This window comes from Clostridium autoethanogenum DSM 10061 (assembly GCF_001484725.1).
GTDB lineage: Bacteria > Bacillota > Clostridia > Clostridiales > Clostridiaceae > Clostridium_B > Clostridium_B ljungdahlii.
The window spans coordinates 1,506,307-1,521,605 of sequence record NZ_CP012395.1; the positions used below are offsets into that span (position 1 = coordinate 1,506,307).

19 protein-coding genes, 1 CRISPR repeat array and 1 riboswitch (1 of these 21 running past the window's edge) are annotated in these 15,299 nt (G+C 30.3%); of the genes, 8 read left to right on the top strand and 11 right to left on the bottom strand.

Annotated elements, in window-relative coordinates:
• A CRISPR array of direct repeats spans nucleotides 1-470; the repeat unit is 30 nt; unit sequence ATTTAAATACATCTTATGTTGAGGTTCAAC; it begins 1,737 nt to the left of the window's first position.
• Between the two features lie 273 nt (nucleotides 471-743).
• Nucleotides 744-1,142: an SRPBCC family protein gene (locus CLAU_RS06725; protein WP_023162234.1), complete on the top strand. Its 399-nt coding sequence runs from the start codon at nucleotides 744-746 to the stop codon at nucleotides 1,140-1,142.
• A 14-nt stretch (nucleotides 1,143-1,156) separates the two neighbouring features.
• On the opposite strand, the gene CLAU_RS06730 is transcribed toward CLAU_RS06725, so the two are convergent.
• Both CLAU_RS06730 and CLAU_RS06735 read right to left on the bottom strand, forming a co-directional pair.
• A complete protein-coding gene (locus CLAU_RS06730) occupies nucleotides 1,157-1,684 on the bottom strand; it encodes an AAA family ATPase (RefSeq protein ID WP_023162235.1) in 528 nt (175 codons plus the stop codon).
• A gap of 6 nt (nucleotides 1,685-1,690) precedes the next feature.
• The gene (locus tag CLAU_RS06735; RefSeq protein WP_023162236.1) at nucleotides 1,691-2,233 is read right to left on the bottom strand and encodes a nitroreductase family protein; all 543 of its coding nucleotides are present in this window, start codon (nucleotides 2,231-2,233) and stop codon (nucleotides 1,691-1,693) included.
• A gap of 203 nt (nucleotides 2,234-2,436) precedes the next feature.
• Between CLAU_RS06735 and CLAU_RS06740 the strand changes: the two genes are divergently transcribed.
• A complete protein-coding gene (locus CLAU_RS06740) occupies nucleotides 2,437-2,901 on the top strand; it encodes a DUF1648 domain-containing protein (protein ID WP_013240125.1) in 465 nt (154 codons plus the stop codon).
• A gap of 14 nt (nucleotides 2,902-2,915) precedes the next feature.
• Here CLAU_RS06740 and CLAU_RS06745 read toward each other — a convergent pair whose 3' ends face one another.
• A complete protein-coding gene (locus tag CLAU_RS06745) occupies nucleotides 2,916-3,794 on the bottom strand; it encodes an AraC family transcriptional regulator (RefSeq protein WP_013240126.1) in 879 nt (292 codons plus the stop codon).
• Nucleotides 3,795-3,949: 155 nt separating this feature from the next.
• Here CLAU_RS06745 and CLAU_RS06750 point away from each other — a divergent pair, with 155 nt between their 5' ends.
• The 4 genes from CLAU_RS06750 (at nucleotide 3,950) to thiM (ending at nucleotide 7,763) form a co-directional block, all read left to right on the top strand.
• On the top strand, nucleotides 3,950-5,404 hold the full coding sequence (locus CLAU_RS06750; protein ID WP_013240127.1) for an MFS transporter: 1,455 nt from the start codon (nucleotides 3,950-3,952) through the stop codon (nucleotides 5,402-5,404).
• Between the two features lie 99 nt (nucleotides 5,405-5,503).
• Nucleotides 5,504-5,977 (top strand): GNAT family N-acetyltransferase, encoded by a 474-nt coding sequence (locus CLAU_RS06755; protein ID WP_013240128.1) that lies wholly within the window; start codon nucleotides 5,504-5,506, stop codon nucleotides 5,975-5,977.
• A 43-nt stretch (nucleotides 5,978-6,020) separates the two neighbouring features.
• A riboswitch (TPP riboswitch) is annotated at nucleotides 6,021-6,126 on the top strand.
• Nucleotides 6,127-6,418: 292 nt separating this feature from the next.
• Nucleotides 6,419-6,988 carry an energy coupling factor transporter S component ThiW gene (gene thiW, locus CLAU_RS06760; RefSeq protein WP_013240129.1) on the top strand — a complete coding sequence of 190 codons (570 nt, stop codon included), beginning with the start codon at nucleotides 6,419-6,421 and terminating at the stop codon, nucleotides 6,986-6,988.
• Nucleotides 6,966-7,763 carry a hydroxyethylthiazole kinase gene (gene thiM / locus CLAU_RS06765; protein ID WP_029169906.1) on the top strand — a complete coding sequence of 266 codons (798 nt, stop codon included), beginning with the start codon at nucleotides 6,966-6,968 and terminating at the stop codon, nucleotides 7,761-7,763. Before thiW ends, thiM begins: the two co-directional genes overlap by 23 nt.
• 47 nt (nucleotides 7,764-7,810) lie before the next feature.
• On the opposite strand, the gene CLAU_RS06770 is transcribed toward thiM, so the two are convergent.
• Complete coding sequence (locus CLAU_RS06770; RefSeq protein WP_013240131.1) at nucleotides 7,811-9,226, bottom strand: MerR family transcriptional regulator; 1,416 nt, start codon at nucleotides 9,224-9,226, stop codon at nucleotides 7,811-7,813.
• A gap of 115 nt (nucleotides 9,227-9,341) precedes the next feature.
• Complete coding sequence (locus CLAU_RS06775) at nucleotides 9,342-9,779, bottom strand: GNAT family N-acetyltransferase (protein WP_013240132.1); 438 nt, start codon at nucleotides 9,777-9,779, stop codon at nucleotides 9,342-9,344.
• 191 nt (nucleotides 9,780-9,970) lie between these two features.
• Between CLAU_RS06775 and CLAU_RS06780 the strand changes: the two genes are divergently transcribed.
• On the top strand, nucleotides 9,971-10,762 hold the full coding sequence (locus CLAU_RS06780) for an alpha/beta hydrolase (RefSeq protein WP_013240133.1): 792 nt from the start codon (nucleotides 9,971-9,973) through the stop codon (nucleotides 10,760-10,762).
• Between the two features lie 88 nt (nucleotides 10,763-10,850).
• On the opposite strand, the gene CLAU_RS06785 is transcribed toward CLAU_RS06780, so the two are convergent.
• From CLAU_RS06785 to CLAU_RS06800, 4 genes are all read right to left on the bottom strand, one after another.
• A complete protein-coding gene (locus CLAU_RS06785; RefSeq protein WP_013240134.1) occupies nucleotides 10,851-11,105 on the bottom strand; it encodes a TfoX/Sxy family protein in 255 nt (84 codons plus the stop codon).
• Between the two features lie 314 nt (nucleotides 11,106-11,419).
• Nucleotides 11,420-11,842 carry a GNAT family N-acetyltransferase gene (locus CLAU_RS06790; protein WP_013240135.1) on the bottom strand — a complete coding sequence of 141 codons (423 nt, stop codon included), beginning with the start codon at nucleotides 11,840-11,842 and terminating at the stop codon, nucleotides 11,420-11,422.
• Nucleotides 11,843-11,938: 96 nt separating this feature from the next.
• Nucleotides 11,939-12,454, bottom strand: a complete 516-nt coding sequence (locus CLAU_RS06795; RefSeq protein WP_013240136.1) for a DUF2812 domain-containing protein — start codon at nucleotides 12,452-12,454, stop codon at nucleotides 11,939-11,941.
• A gap of 4 nt (nucleotides 12,455-12,458) precedes the next feature.
• Entirely contained in the window at nucleotides 12,459-12,779 is a 321-nt protein-coding gene (locus CLAU_RS06800; protein ID WP_029169907.1) for a PadR family transcriptional regulator, read from the bottom strand.
• A 178-nt stretch (nucleotides 12,780-12,957) separates the two neighbouring features.
• On the opposite strand from CLAU_RS06800, the gene CLAU_RS06805 reads away from it, so the two are divergent.
• Nucleotides 12,958-13,737 (top strand): site-2 protease family protein, encoded by a 780-nt coding sequence (locus CLAU_RS06805; RefSeq protein WP_013240138.1) that lies wholly within the window; start codon nucleotides 12,958-12,960, stop codon nucleotides 13,735-13,737.
• 31 nt (nucleotides 13,738-13,768) lie between these two features.
• On the opposite strand, the gene CLAU_RS21320 is transcribed toward CLAU_RS06805, so the two are convergent.
• Together CLAU_RS21320 and CLAU_RS06810 are read right to left on the bottom strand one after the other, a co-directional pair.
• Nucleotides 13,769-13,897, bottom strand: a complete 129-nt coding sequence (locus tag CLAU_RS21320) for a hypothetical protein (RefSeq protein ID WP_275935556.1) — start codon at nucleotides 13,895-13,897, stop codon at nucleotides 13,769-13,771.
• A gap of 357 nt (nucleotides 13,898-14,254) precedes the next feature.
• On the bottom strand, nucleotides 14,255-14,881 hold the full coding sequence (locus CLAU_RS06810) for a type 1 glutamine amidotransferase family protein (RefSeq protein WP_013240139.1): 627 nt from the start codon (nucleotides 14,879-14,881) through the stop codon (nucleotides 14,255-14,257).
• Between the last annotated feature and the right edge of the window lie 418 nt (nucleotides 14,882-15,299).

Sequence of the window (15,299 nt, forward strand, 5' to 3'; positions counted from 1 at the left end):
AGGTTCAACGAAGCTATAGAAGAATTAAAGGATCTATAAGAGAAAATTTAAATACATCTTATGTTGAGGTTCAACGAGGTATTTAAATTGTTAAAAGGTATAGATATATAATTTAAATACATCTTATGTTGAGGTTCAACATCAACTCCTAAAATATTCATAAATTTTATACCTCCATTTAAATACATCTTATGTTGAGGTTCAACAAGGCGGATCCACAAATATTAAATCAGCCTCTTTCAATTTAAATACATCTTATGTTGAGGTTCAACTATTTGTTATTGGAGTGTATGTAGCAACAAAGACAAATTTAAATACATCTTATGTTGAGGTTCAACGTATGATAGTGTGACAGGTGCTATTATATTAGACACATTTAAATACATCTTATGTTGAGGTTCAACTAACGGAAAAGGATGGGAGCACGTAAGTATAACACAATTTAAATACATCTTATGTTGAGGTTCAACCACAGTAAAATAGCCATTTCTTATTTTCATTATAGTCCTAAAACCCTTAATAATAAAGGCATCAACAGAAAATTTTCCAACCGTTTTTCACTTTTCACAAACTCAATAAAAAAAGTACCCTCATCCATTGAATTCAAATGACTTAAGACATCTCTATCCTCCAAATTAGTTGGAAAATACTCAACAAAATGTAGTAATATATTGTATAAAATAGTATAATTTATTTGTACAATATACAGATAAATAGTAAATTTATGAGGGAGAATGTGTATTATGAAGGAATCGACCATTACAACTACATTTAAATCAGATATTAAAAAAGTATGGGACGTAGTTACAAACAACAATAAATATGAGTGGCGAAGCGATTTAAGTAAAATTGATGTTTCAGAAGATGGAAACTCTTTTACAGAATATACAAAAAATAATTTTCCTACTAAATTTAACATTACTTTAAAAAAGCCTTATGAGCGATATGAATTTGACATGACTAATAAAAATATGAAGGGTCATTGGATTGGAACTTTTAGTCCTGCTAATAATGGTACCCAGATTGAATTTGCAGAAAAAGTATCAGTAAATAATCCTATAATGAATTTGTTTGCAGGTTTGTATCTAAAAAAACAGCAGTCACTTTATATTGCAGATTTAAAAAAGGAACTAGGTGAATAAATTTCATATTACTTTTATGTTGCTATGACCCGTTTATAAATTATTTCTGCTGCATCTTTTGCTGAGATTTCATCTACATCTATTTTATCTGTATCCATTTTTAGATAATTGTTTAACCTGGGAACACTTCTATCAATGACATCTTCTGTTCTGGTTCCATTTTCAATATCTTTTGTAATTCGTTCAATTAATGATTTTTCTGAACATATAAGAGAAAACTTATACACCTTACAGCCCCTTTTGTTTATTCTAGATAATACATCATCAAGAATACTTTGCATATGCATTACCCAACAAAATATAATATTTTCATACTCCGAACATGAAATGAAATTATTTAGCATATATGTAATATTATCAATTACCATACTTTTAGTTTCATCTGTAACGATGAAGGGTGACATATTCCAGCACCAATCACCGTCAAGGAAGACACATTTAGGCAGCAGTTTTTGTAATTCTTTACTTGTTGCTGTCTTTCCTACACCCATTGTTCCATTTATGAAAATAAGATTTTTTATCATTTTACCCTTGTCATTCATAATCAATTACTTCCAGCTTTCATAATGTATAATTTCTTCCAGTTTCTTTCGTGGACGAGGTTTAGGCTTTTCATCTGCATAACCAAGTGTGACAATTCCAACTACATATTTATCATCAGGTATATTTAAAATTGGTCTTATTTCATTTTGTACAAACCATCCAACCCAGCAAGTACCTAATCCCAGGTTATCAGCTCCAAGCAATATATGTTCTACAGAAATTGAAGTATCTCTAATTATCTGTTTAAGTTCCTCTTCCGGACTGTTTTCATCCAATGATACAGCTATTTTTTCGTCTATTCTGCAGCGTATGTCTGCTACACAAGCAATAAAAACTGGAGCAGAAAGCATCCATTTCTGATTATGACATACTTGTGATATTTTTTGCCTATTTGATTCTGATTTTACCACAATAAAGTGCCATGGTTGAGTATTGCTTCCTGATGGAGCAAGCCTTGCGCCTTCGATCAACTGCAGTATTTTTTCATTTTCAACTTCTCTATCTATGTATTTCCTTATACTTCTGCGTGTTGAAATCTCTTCAATCATATCATCCGCTTCCCTTCTTAATAATTATTTTAACATAACATTATATATTAGCAAAATGTAAACATAGCCTTGCAACTTTCAAATTTCATAGTATAATTTTATACAAATATTCAATTTACTTAACCCACATTGAAGATACAACCGCAATTTGTTTTCCTAAGAGTGTTTTTACCTTGATAATAATATGATTTGGAGCGTTGAAAATGAAAATTAAAAAGAATAAATTTGACATTATGGTCAATCTTTTAAGTTTATTATGTTTAGTTGGGACAGTTGTTGTTTTGACTATTCTATGGAAAACAATTCCTGCAAAAATACCTGGACATTATAATGCTGCTGGTACTATTGATAAAGTAACAGACAAGAACTCTTTGATTGTGCTTTTACTTGTAGGATGGATTATATTTATTGGGATATCCATTGTAGAAAAATTTCCTCAAATATGGAATACAGGAATACAAGTAACAGAGCAAAACAAAGAAAAAGTATATAGAATTTTAAAAAACATGATAGGAACTGTAAAACTTTTGATAGCCTCAGTATTTTCATATTTGACGTTACAATCAACTACCGGGAAAAATTTATCACCACTATTCCTACCAATCTTTTTAATTTTACTGTTTGGATCGATTGTATTTTTTATATTTCAACTAGTAAAAGAAAAATAAATGAATTTTGATTTTCATAAATTACTACAGAAATTTTTTCTAAAATTCAGCGGTGATACATTTTTAACTTTTTTATATATACGGCTGAAATAATTTACATCACTAAATCCACAATTCAGTGCTATTTCTGTTATATTTAAATCAGTTTCTTGCAGCAATGAATCTGCTTTTTGTATTCTAAGATTATTTATGTAATTCGTTAGAGATCTACCTGTAATTTGTTTAAATGTCCTGCAAAAATGCTCTTTACTAATATGAGCCATTTCTGAAATTTCATCTAAAGTTATCTTTTCAGTAAAATTTTCGTTGATGTACAAAAATATATTTTTTAATCTGTTTAGATTATCAACTCGACAGTTAAATTGACCTGCTGTTAAAACTTTTTCAACATATTTTCTGAGTAGCAGTACAATAACCTCATATATATATGCTTTTACAGCCAGTTCATATCCAAGCCTTTTTGAAAAATACTCCTCAATAATTTTATCTGCACAATTGAGTATGTCCTTATCATTTCTAACTAGATTTTTAAATAAAATAAGGTTCTTTGCCAGTGGTACCATAAACTTGGTCTGGCAGGAGTCCATCTGACTACTAAAGAGAAATGAAAGGTCAACCCTTATAATATAATATATTAAATTATCACATAAGCTTTCACAGTAATGAAGTTCATTGCTGTTTACAATTATAAAATCCCCAGCTTTTACATGAATACTTTTATAATTACACCTGATCAAGGCACTACCCTGGATAAAATAAAAAAATTGAAGATGCTCATGCCAATTTTCTTCAAATGTAGCTCCCAGCTTGTTAACTTTTACTTCGAATATATCTACAAAAAAATTTTTATCGGGCATGTCTTTATAGTAATAATTAATTTTAGATTTATTCATAATTACAGCATCCCCTTATATCAATATAATGCTAATATTAATCAATATATTCAATGAAATTCAATACTTATATTGTTATTATATATCTAGATGTTTCACTAGTAAATATCAATAAAATACTACTATTTTAAAAAGAAAGGGGTTATCTAACTAACATGGAATATAAAAATAAATACGGAATTTTACTTGTTGTTATATCTATGACTTTTATGTCCTGTCTTGTCTCTAATATTGTGAATGTAGCTCTGCCTGTAATGTCAAGAAAACTTTCAGTACCCATGGTGTCTATAGAATGGGTTGTAGCAAGTTATATAATCTCGATTTGCTCAACTATTTTAGTATTTGGAAGACTAGGTGATGTAATAGGCAAAATGAAGGTATTTAAATTTGGAATGGTTGTCTTTACTATCGCTTCCTTCACGTGCGGCATTTCAACTTCATTTACAGAGCTTATTATATTTAGAATTATACAAGGCATTGGTGCTTCAGCTTACATGGCCAACAATCAAGGTATTATAACTCAGGTCTTCCCAAGAAATGAAAGAGGAAAAGCCCTTGGAATCTTGGCATCTTCTGTTGCCCTGGGAACTTTAATAGGATCACCTGCAGGTGGATTTATTACCTACTATTTAAGCTGGAATTATATATTCTTTGTCAATGTACCTATCGGAGTAATTGCATTTATCGCTGCTTTAAAAGTATTACCTCATAGTAAAACTCAAAATAAAGAAATAAATAGTGAACTTGATGTAAAAGGATCAACTTTTATTTTCCTGTCAATGGTACTTTTATTTGGTTCCCTGATTCAAGGGCAGAAGGTCGGATATAATAATCCTATTATAATTACAATATTTATTGTATCTATTCTATTTGTAGTAGTATTTATTGTATTAGAAAATAAAATAGAAAAACCTCTCATACAAATGAAAATTTTTAAGAACAACGTATTTTCTTTAAGCTTATTTTGTGCATTTATATCATTTGTTTGTCTAAATGCTTCAATAATTATAATACCTTTTTATCTTCAAGATGCAATGAAACTAAACTCTAGTATAACAGGTCTTATAATGATGATACAGCCACTGGTCATGGCTGTGATTTCTCCGTTTTCAGGAAACTTGTCAGACAAAATAGGATCTAAGCTTTTAAGTTTTTTAGGACTTTTGCTTATGAGTATAAGTTTTATATTTCTATCATTTTTAAATCAATATTCTTCTATCACAAAGATTATAATTTATATTGTGGTATTAGGTTTAGGACAATCCTTGTTTCAACCTTCAAATAATTCACTCATAATGTCAACAGTTCCTAAAAATGAACTAGGAATAGCTGGCAGTGTCAATTCTCTTGTGAGGAACTTAGGACAAATTATAGGAATTATACTTTCCACAAGCCTCCTATATAGTTTTATGAGCATTAAGATAGGTTATCGTATAACAGACTATGTTACAGGAAGAGATGATATTTTCGTATATGGGATGAAATATGTATATATTGTTCTAACTATTGTATGTGCCTTCGGAGCACTGCTCACTGCTTTTAGAATGCATAATAAGAAAAGCATACAAACAAATCAGTCACCTGCAGATATACATGGCAAAAATTTCTAAAAGTTATCTCTTATATAAGATATTATTTCAAAGCATTTTAAACAATATTTACAGCAGTAAAAGCAATAAAAAATGTAAAATTCTAAACTATAATGTGATGTGAACTTAGAATTAGAAAAGGGAAGTGAAATAAATTTGGTTACTATAACTAGAATAACATATGATGATTTAAATGACTTATCAAATTTATATGAGGAACTTTTAGGTAAAAAAACAAATTTGCAAAAATTCAAGGATAAGTTTACATTAATTAATTCAAACAAAAACTATATATTAATTGGAGCAAAAGATAGTGATAATACTTTAGTTGGCTCATTATTAGGTATTATTTGCCAGGACCTTGGCGGCGAATGTAAGCCCTTTATGGTCGTTGAAAATGTAATTGTAAAAAATAATTGTAGACGAATGGGAATCGGAAAGACTCTAATGACTTTTATTGAAAGCTTTGCCAGGAAAAAAGACTGCTATTTTACCATGTTAGTATCAGCTTTCAAGAGAAAAGACGCTCATAAATTTTATGAATCAATTGGATATAACAATGATGTGGTTAAAGGATTTAAAAAGTATCTATAATAGAATAAAAAAAATTTGCATACATGGAAGACATATGGTATGATTTTCATAAAAAGGGAGCATGCTTAAGCATGCTGAGAGGAAGTATATGCTTCGACCTATAACTTGATTCGGATAATGCCGACGTAAGGAAATATTTAATTTATGCTGTTTTTGTATGTTTTATGAGTGTAGATGGAATGTGCCTTACAAGGTATGTTCCATTTTTTATATTTAAAAAGCAGTGGGGGAGCGCCCGGGGCTTTATAATAAAAATACAACTAAATAGCGAGGGAACTTGTGTTTCAAGGTGAGAGGAAGCTTTTGAGCTTCGACCGACCAATATGATTTGTCATATAGGGAATTGCTATTTGGTTACTCTAAAATTATGCCTACAATAATGATGTTTATTTCCTATGTGATAAATTTAGAAAATAAATATTATTATGGAGGTACTTTATTATGGAAAGAAACTCAAAACTATTAAAAAAACTTATGCTGGCAATGATGGTGGCAATGGGAGTTGTCATTTCGCCAATTCTTCGTATAGAAGGAATGTGTCCTATGTCTTCTGTTATAAATATTACATGTGCAGTTTTTTTTGGACCTTGGTATGCGCTGCTTTGTGCTGTTTGTATTGGAATTATAAGAATGTTTCTTATGGGAATTCCACCTTTAGCTTTGACAGGTGCTGTTTTCGGAGCTTTTTTAGCAGGATTTTTATATAGAATATCTAAGAATACTTTGATTTTTGCAGTTTTAGGTGAAGTTATCGGAACAGGTATTATAGGCGCTGTTGTCTCATCGCCTATTATGACATATTTCTGGGGCAAAAAAGGCCTTTCACTTATGTTTTATATTCCTTTATTCTTTACTGCTACAATTATTGGTGGAACAATTGCCTTTATTTTTTTAGGAACATTAAGCAAAAATGGAATGCTTATAAAGATTCAGAAAGACTTGGGGGTAAAAGTCTATGACAAATCAACAGACACTGATAAACAACCTATTGCAAATAAAACGCAATGTTAAAATAAAAAAACCTCTTATTCATTATATTACAAATCCAATTTCAATAAATGATTGTGCAAATGCAATGCTTGCTATTGGGGCAAAACCTATTATGGCCGAGCATCCTCTAGAAGTTTCTGAAATTACATCTGCTTCTAACGCACTTGGAGTTAACCTTGGAAATATAACCGATGTTAGAATGAAATCCATGTTGATTTCAGGCAAAACGGCTTTTAAAGAAAGAATTCCCCAAGTAATTGATCTTGTTGGTGTTGGCTGCAGTAAATTGAGGTTTAATTATGCAAAGAAATTTATTTCTCAGTGTCATCCAGACGTCATCAAAGGTAATTTATCTGAAATAAGAGCACTTTGTGGTATAGAAAGCAATGCAAAAGGAATAGATGCAGGGGAATGTGATAAGATAACAGAGGATAACTTTGATGAAAATATAGAAATTGTAAAAAAACTATCCCTTAGAACAAATTCTGTTATTGCAGCTACTGGTGCAGTAGATGTAATAACTAACGGCAGCAAAACATATTTAATAAAAAACGGTTGTGAAATGCTTTCAATGGTAACAGGTACAGGGTGTATGGTTACTGCACTTATAGCAAGTTATATTTCTTCCTTAGATATATTTGGTGCTACTATTTTAGCTGTATCACTTATGGGAATATGCGGAGAACTTTCTCATCATGTTACCGGTATAGGAAGTTTTAGAACTAATCTTATAGATAACTTATTTACAATTTCTGATAACACTATAATAAATAAAATAAAGTGTGAATTAAAATAAAAAAGCTTTAATAATTGGGTAACATACCTAAACCAAGTACGTTATCCCTATTCTACCGGCATATAGTTATAAACAGCTGACTCCCTGGTATCTTTACAATCACTGCTGTATAACGTCAGCACAGGAAACTCAACAATTTTATGCGCCTGGGAAATGAATGTAATTAACGGTATTTCATTTTTCATAAAGCTCTTTAAATTTTTACTTTCTGAAGTAGTATACCAGGCATGCTTATGAGAAGGTATAGTAAATACTTGCATGTCTTTCGGTATTTGTTCTGCTTTTGAAACTTGTACCCCTACTATAAACGAAAAGCTTAATTTGTGAATTAAAGTTTTAGGCTTTTCATATTGAGGAAGACTGTCTATTCCATTTATTGTATAAATATCACCGGGATTTATCACATTACTAATTTCATCAATTCTTTTTCTAAAATTCTCAATTAGTTTAGGTGTTTTGCCAGGGGGAATAATTTTTTTATATTCACAGCCAACAAAAGTCATTTCAGGTAAAGTAATTATCCCCATATTATTTTCAATTTCATTAGCACTAACCTTAGAATTCTCTGTGTACACCTTTTTCATTTTGCAATTAACTGATGAAAGATTTTCTTGAAATTTTTTGTACTTTGAACTGAGTACCTTTAAATCTTCATCTATTAATTTAAGTAAATCGTTCATATATTTTATATTATCCTTAGAACTTGTATAACTTACAAACTGCTCTAACAATTTCAAATCAGTTTCAGTTAGTTCAGCATCATACAAGTTATCTACATAATTTTGAATGTCTTCTTCATTCATTGAATAAAAATCTTTATCTCTGTTTTTAATTATTTCTTCAAGCAAATTCCAATCAATTTCATCTAATTCCATGTTTTCTAATATTTCTTTATTAACTTTTAACTCATGACTGTCGTCAAGTGTTTTAACAAGATGAATCCAGGCATTTTCCTTTTCTCTACTGTCAATTGGCTCATCAAGGTAATTTGAATACTTCAAACAAATATATCTACCAAAAAATCCAGGAAAGATGCGTATCAGCTCTCTTTTCATATACCCTTCTTTTTCCCTTTCACTCATGTCAAGGCTTCTTTTTAGCAGCATCATGTCATCAGTAACTTTGCCTATATCGGAACTTGGAAAACTAATGTCATTTATGCACAGCTGGAAAATTTCCTTCGATCTTTCCATATTTAAAATTTGTGCCTTTATCTTATTTAAATGTTCTGTAAATATCTTTTCCATTTCTTTAGGGTTCACTAATATTTCTTTAATCTTTTTTACTGGTATATCAAAGTTTCTTAAAACAGAGATTTGCTTTAATTTTTCAATATCTTTTTTAGTATAATCCCTATAGTTATTTTCCTTATTTACTGAAGGACTAATAAGTCCATTTTCCTCATAATAGTTTATGGCTTTTTTTGTAAGAGATGTGATCTCCATAACTTCACTTATCTTCATTAAAAATTCCCCCTTAGATACTATTCATAGTATAAACCAGTACCCAAGGCATCAGTCAATAATCAATTTTTCATACATTCAAAATAGAATCCAGGCCATCAGGCATGGACAATGCTCAAATAATATAATTTAATTCTTGGCACGGGTAATTAAAAACTGTAATAAATTTTCCTTCAATAAAACCTATACTCTGATACAATTTTCGTGCAGCTATACCTTTTACATCACCTTCACGGTAAGTTATCACTTTTAAATTTGTACCTTTAGGGAACAAATCAAACATATGCTGTATTAAATTTGTCGCAATTCCCTTCTTTCTGTGCCTTGGATGAATTGCAAGAAATGCAAGTTCACAATTCTTCCTTGAAAATATTAGTTCCCCTACTAATTCTCCTTTATCATTTTTTGCAATTAATGCCTCTTGATTCAAAATACTTTGGTGCAGCACATTTTTATATTCTTTTAAATCTAGTCCAGGAAAGCTTTCTTTAACAAGCTCCAGCAAATCTATCCAACTCTGAAAATCGCAGTTATCTGCATAATCTACTTTCACAACCTTCACCTCTATTTCGATACTTAATTTTTCTATAATAATAAGTTTGTAAATCTTTCATGCCTATATTCTTATATCAAAATTGTGCTAAATTTCAGCAATACAATTCTTGCTTTATACCGCCAATACAATTATTATAATACAAGTACCTGCTACTAATAAGCACAAAATTTTTAAAGTGGTGATAAAAAGTGAAAAAATCAAAAGTTGAAAGAATAAATTTTTACAGCAATATACTTCGTAAAGAAATGGCTGTATCAGTATATTTGCCTGAAAGCCATAATGACTCAGCTCCCCTGCCTGTATTATATTTTCTACATGGAAGAAGTGGAAATGAAAATATACTTCTTGATCTGGGTATAGATACTAAAGCCGATGAAATGATAAATAGCAGAAAAATAAAACCTATGATAATTGTATCTCCAAGATATGAAAACAGCCGCTGCTTGAATTCATCCTTAATCTGTAAAGAAGTACCTGATCCCGGGAATATCAATAGAATTATAAATCTTGGAATGTATGAAGATTATTTTATAAAAGAAATAATACCTCTAGCAGATAAAACCTTCAATACCATAAAAGATAGAAAAGGAAGATATATAGGTGGAATATCTGCCGGTGGTTATGCAGCCCTTCACAATGCCCTGAGACATCAATCTATGTTTTCAAAAGTTGGAGGACATATGCCTGCTTTAGAACTGAAACTTGAAGATGAAGACAAACCATATTTTAAAGACATGGATATATGGGAAAAATATGATCCCATACATATTGCCAGAAACAGTAGTATTTCTTCCCATATTGATGTATATCTTGACGCTGGAAATAAGGACGAAGGCGGATTTTATGAAGGCTGTTCAATTTTACATAAAATATTGAAGGAAAAAGGCGTAACTTCTCAAAATCATGTATTTTGTGGTAATCACAATGCCGAATATATAAAATCAAATATTGAAAAATATCTACAGTTTTATGGACGCTAATATTAACTCTTAAAGGTATAGGATTTCTAACTTGGAAGTTCACTTAAATTAGAAACCCTATATTTTATTATGCCATCTAATTGCACAATTATTTAAATGTATTGTAAAAATCTTTCAATTCTTCTTTTACTTCTTCTGAAAGATTATGCCACCTAATTCCCTCTATGGCACCCTCCAAAGCATACAACCTATTTATACACGCAGAATGATCAATGCTTTTTATTCTAGACCAAGCTCCCCTGCTTCCGATATCAGTTAATTGTTCTATTGTTTCTATCCCAACTTGATTTAATTGTTGTTCAACTGTTTTTCCAATATTAGGCAAGGTGGACAATTCTCCCATAGCATCATTCCTCCATTTATATATGATAAACACTTTATTCCATATATTCTATCATACTAAAGCTCATATTTACTGTCATCTTTTACCTTTACATCTCATGTTAAGGTTCAACCAGTAAAACAGCCATTTCTTATTTTCATTATATATGTAAAACCCTTAATAATAAAGGCATCTGCTGAAATTTTTCCAACCGTTTTTCACTTTTCATAAACTCAGCCAAAAAAGTACTCTCAGCCATTCAATTTAAACGGCTTAAGGCACTTGTGCTTTTCAAATTGGTTGGAAAAATGTTTCTGTCTTCCACTTGCCAGGATCTATTCAATAAAGCCTTTTGTCTGCATTTTTTCTGCATTACAAAACAATGCCATTCCTGTTTTCATTTTTCTAAAACTTAATTTTTCATAAAAAGCTTCTTTACCAGGTGAAGCATACAATATAAAATTGCACTGTGGAATACGATTTAAAATACCATTAACAATTGTTCTTCCAATATTCTTACCTTGATATTCAGGTAATACTGCTACATCATAAATTGCAGCCTGGTAAACTCCATCTGAAATTGCACGACCAAAACCAATTAATTTATTATTATCAAAAACAAATATAGTAGTATGACTATTTTTAAAAGCTTTCTCATGCACTTTTCCTTCAAAATATGACATTCCAGCTTTTTTCAATATTTCACATACGTCATCCCAATTAATATTTAAACAATTATACTGAATCTTAAGATCCATATTTTCCCCTCCTTGAAATAATATAACCTTATCTATAAGTATAAATGCTTACACAGCGTAAGCTTCAAGTGAAATTTTTAATTGCTATATTATTGGCTACATTCCTTCGCGTTTAAATTTCTCAATTTTCAATTTACACTTCCATACAATTCTTATCATTGTCAAAAATATTGCTGCAAGTAATACTGTAAATATTACAAAGATATAGTCACCTGTATTAACTGCTCCTATTAGTTCCACAAAAAAGCAAATAGCTTCTACAAAGGAAAATACCTTAAAAAGATTTCCAATCCTTCTGTATTGAGCAATTTTTGATTCCACATCTGTATACATTTCAAAAGGACCATCTGATGCTTTCTTTTTCAAATATACCCATCTCCACCACTGACCTACAACTTGTACTCCTACATTACTCATAAAAGATGAATAATCAACTGTATCACCTTTCCAATTATCAAGCAAATCTATTTGATAATTGTATTCTCCAGGTTCACATGGTTTAAAAGTGTAAAATCCAAGAAAAAATTTTTTAAATTCCCATCCATCTAAACACATTTTTTTTAGCCAGGCTTCTTCTGCATCTTTGTCATAATACAATTTAAATTTTAACATATATTTATACCCCCCTAATCATCCATCTTTTAGCGTTGTTTATAAGTTCTTCCAGCCTATTGACTTCTTTTTTTAATACTTCTGTCCCCATATCTGTAAGGAGATATTCCTTTTTTTTTCTTGATTTTGTATCCTCACTATATAAACTAATCCATCCTTTTTTAAGCATTGAATTAATAGCACCATATAAAGTCCCTGGCCCCAACGTTACCCTTCCATCTGTCATTTTGCTCACATCTTGAATAATTCCATATCCATGGTTTGGTTTTTGTGTCGCCAATAAAATATAAAATGAAGCCTCTGTTAAAGGTGTACTATTGTCCAAATCTATCATCCTCCGTTATATCGTCATACGATATATACTAATATATCATCTCCCGATATATATGTCAATAATATTTTATCTAATTTTTAAACATTTTTGTAGAATTATATAATATAATAAAGTAAAAAAAAAATAAAATAAATCAATACGAGACTATAATTTAAGTGGATATAGCAACATGTTTTTAATGTTTGTTCCATTTAAATTATATAAGGAGCTACAAATAATAGGAAAAAAGAATTTAAATAAGAAGCTAGATGTTAGAAAAATGTTATTCAATACTTTAATAATTTCTTTCACAGTTTTAATATTAGGATTTGCTATAAATTTTAAATATGCAGTAGGATATCTATCTATTCTTATTGTCCATGAACTGGGCCATTACATTACAGCAAAGTTTTTGAAACTGAATGTCACTTTTGGAGGGTTCACCCCTATTGGAGCATATATAACTCATGAAGATCCTAAGAATTGCAAAGAAAATGCACTTATTACACTGGGAGGACCATTATTGGGAGGGATACTTGGTCTTATTTGCTATATAATTTATTATATTACAGGAGACTATACCTTTTTAGCATTGAGTTTCACTGCAATAACAATAAATTTGAGTAATTTAATACCTGTAAAGCCTCTTGATGGCGGACATATAGTTGAATCAATATCTCCTATTCTATGTTATATTGGATTTCCATTTTTAATATATCTATTTATATCAGTAAATAATTTAAAAAGTAAGGTAATATTACTTTTTATTATGGCAGCAGGTGCTTATCAAACGTATAATTTTACCATTAAGTATAAAACAGATTCTTATTATAAAGTGGACAAACATAGTAAAATAATTTTTATAATCATATATAGCCTATTGGTATTATCTTTAGCTGGAAGTGCAATATACATTTATAACGCCTTTGATTATAAATGTATATTTAAAAATATCTCCAGGTATAAATAATCATAATTATACTACTTTTCTCAAGTGTAATTTACTTTTGATACATTCCATGTTTATGAAACTCATACCATTTATTAATTTCATCTGCAGGTTTAATCTTTAAATATAGCATAATTTCTTTAGCAAATTCTAATGCTGCTGTGCCATTTGCAGTAATCACGTTGGAATTACTTACTGCTTGTTTATCAATATAATTACTATCTCCTTTATAAACATACTATTCCCCCTATACGATTACCAATTTTAGTTCATCATAGTTTACTTTTAAGTCACATAATATGAAGAATGCGTACTAATAATTATACTTATTAACTTTAGTCATTGCATCTTCTCCTCCAAGCAGTTCCAAAGGTTAATGGATTCTTCCTTCGGCACCATAGCTGATTATCGGAGTATTATAATCATAAACAATGAAATACTCTTGATTCCTTAGAAGGGTGTTGCCAACACTTCCGACAAAACCCACGCTAAAGTGGAAAGTGGTGAAAAGTAGCTATCTTACCATCTTTAAGCCATTTTATTGAATTGAGCTCATCAACTCAAAGAAATATTTTGACTCTTGGGTTTTATAAAGATTGTACCAGGAATCTAGGGTTTGCGGTAAGAACACATCTAGAATTTTCAATATATGCAAAGCAAATTCAAGGGGAGCTATTCCAGAAGCAGTAATCAAACTTCCATCAGTTACTACACATTCCTGCTTATAATACTTTTCTCCATCATAGCTTGGGCAGACCATTTTAAGATACCCCAAGTCATTGCTTGTATGAGCTCGCTTATTCAATACTCCCCCCATAGCAAGTCCTATTGTAGCACCACAAATTGCCCCTACAACAATACCTTTCTCTAAATATTTTTCAGCCATTCTTATAATGGGAGAATGAATTGCTTCTGTCCATGTATTCCCACCAGGTAGAATCAAAGCAGCAGCATCTTTAACACTACACTCCTTAAGTTCAATTTCTGGCAATATTTTCAGACCTCCCATTGTAGTAATAGGGGTCTTGGTAATTCCTACAGTTACTACTTTTAGCGGCATTAATCCCTTTTTGTAGTACCTTCCCGAATTGATTTCAGTGCTCAAATAACCTATTTCCCAGTCTGCCATTGTATCAAATACATAAAGATATACTGTATTCTTCATTTTATATTCCTCCACATTCATTTTATTGTTGCTATTTGTTACAGTATGGTCTCAAACTCCATCTCGATCTATTATATATTATCTTCACTGACAAATTCGGTCAGTGAAGATAATGGGCCATCAAATCTTTAAGAAATTCAGCATCCATAAAATTGCTAGCATATTATCATTTTTTGGCATAATACGCCCCACTTTCCTAGATTTTTAATAGTATCATTTATAAATAAATGTAATGTATCTCATTGCCAAGACATATTTTTCTCATATTTAAGTTAGTATCTTTAACACCCTTTGTTTGTTAAAGGGAATCAATGTGGACAGTTCTTTTTCTTCATAATATATAAACTAATACTAACATTATTAAGCACATCCTTTCTTAAACATTATATAAAAAGAAAGATGACACCTGTATGTCATC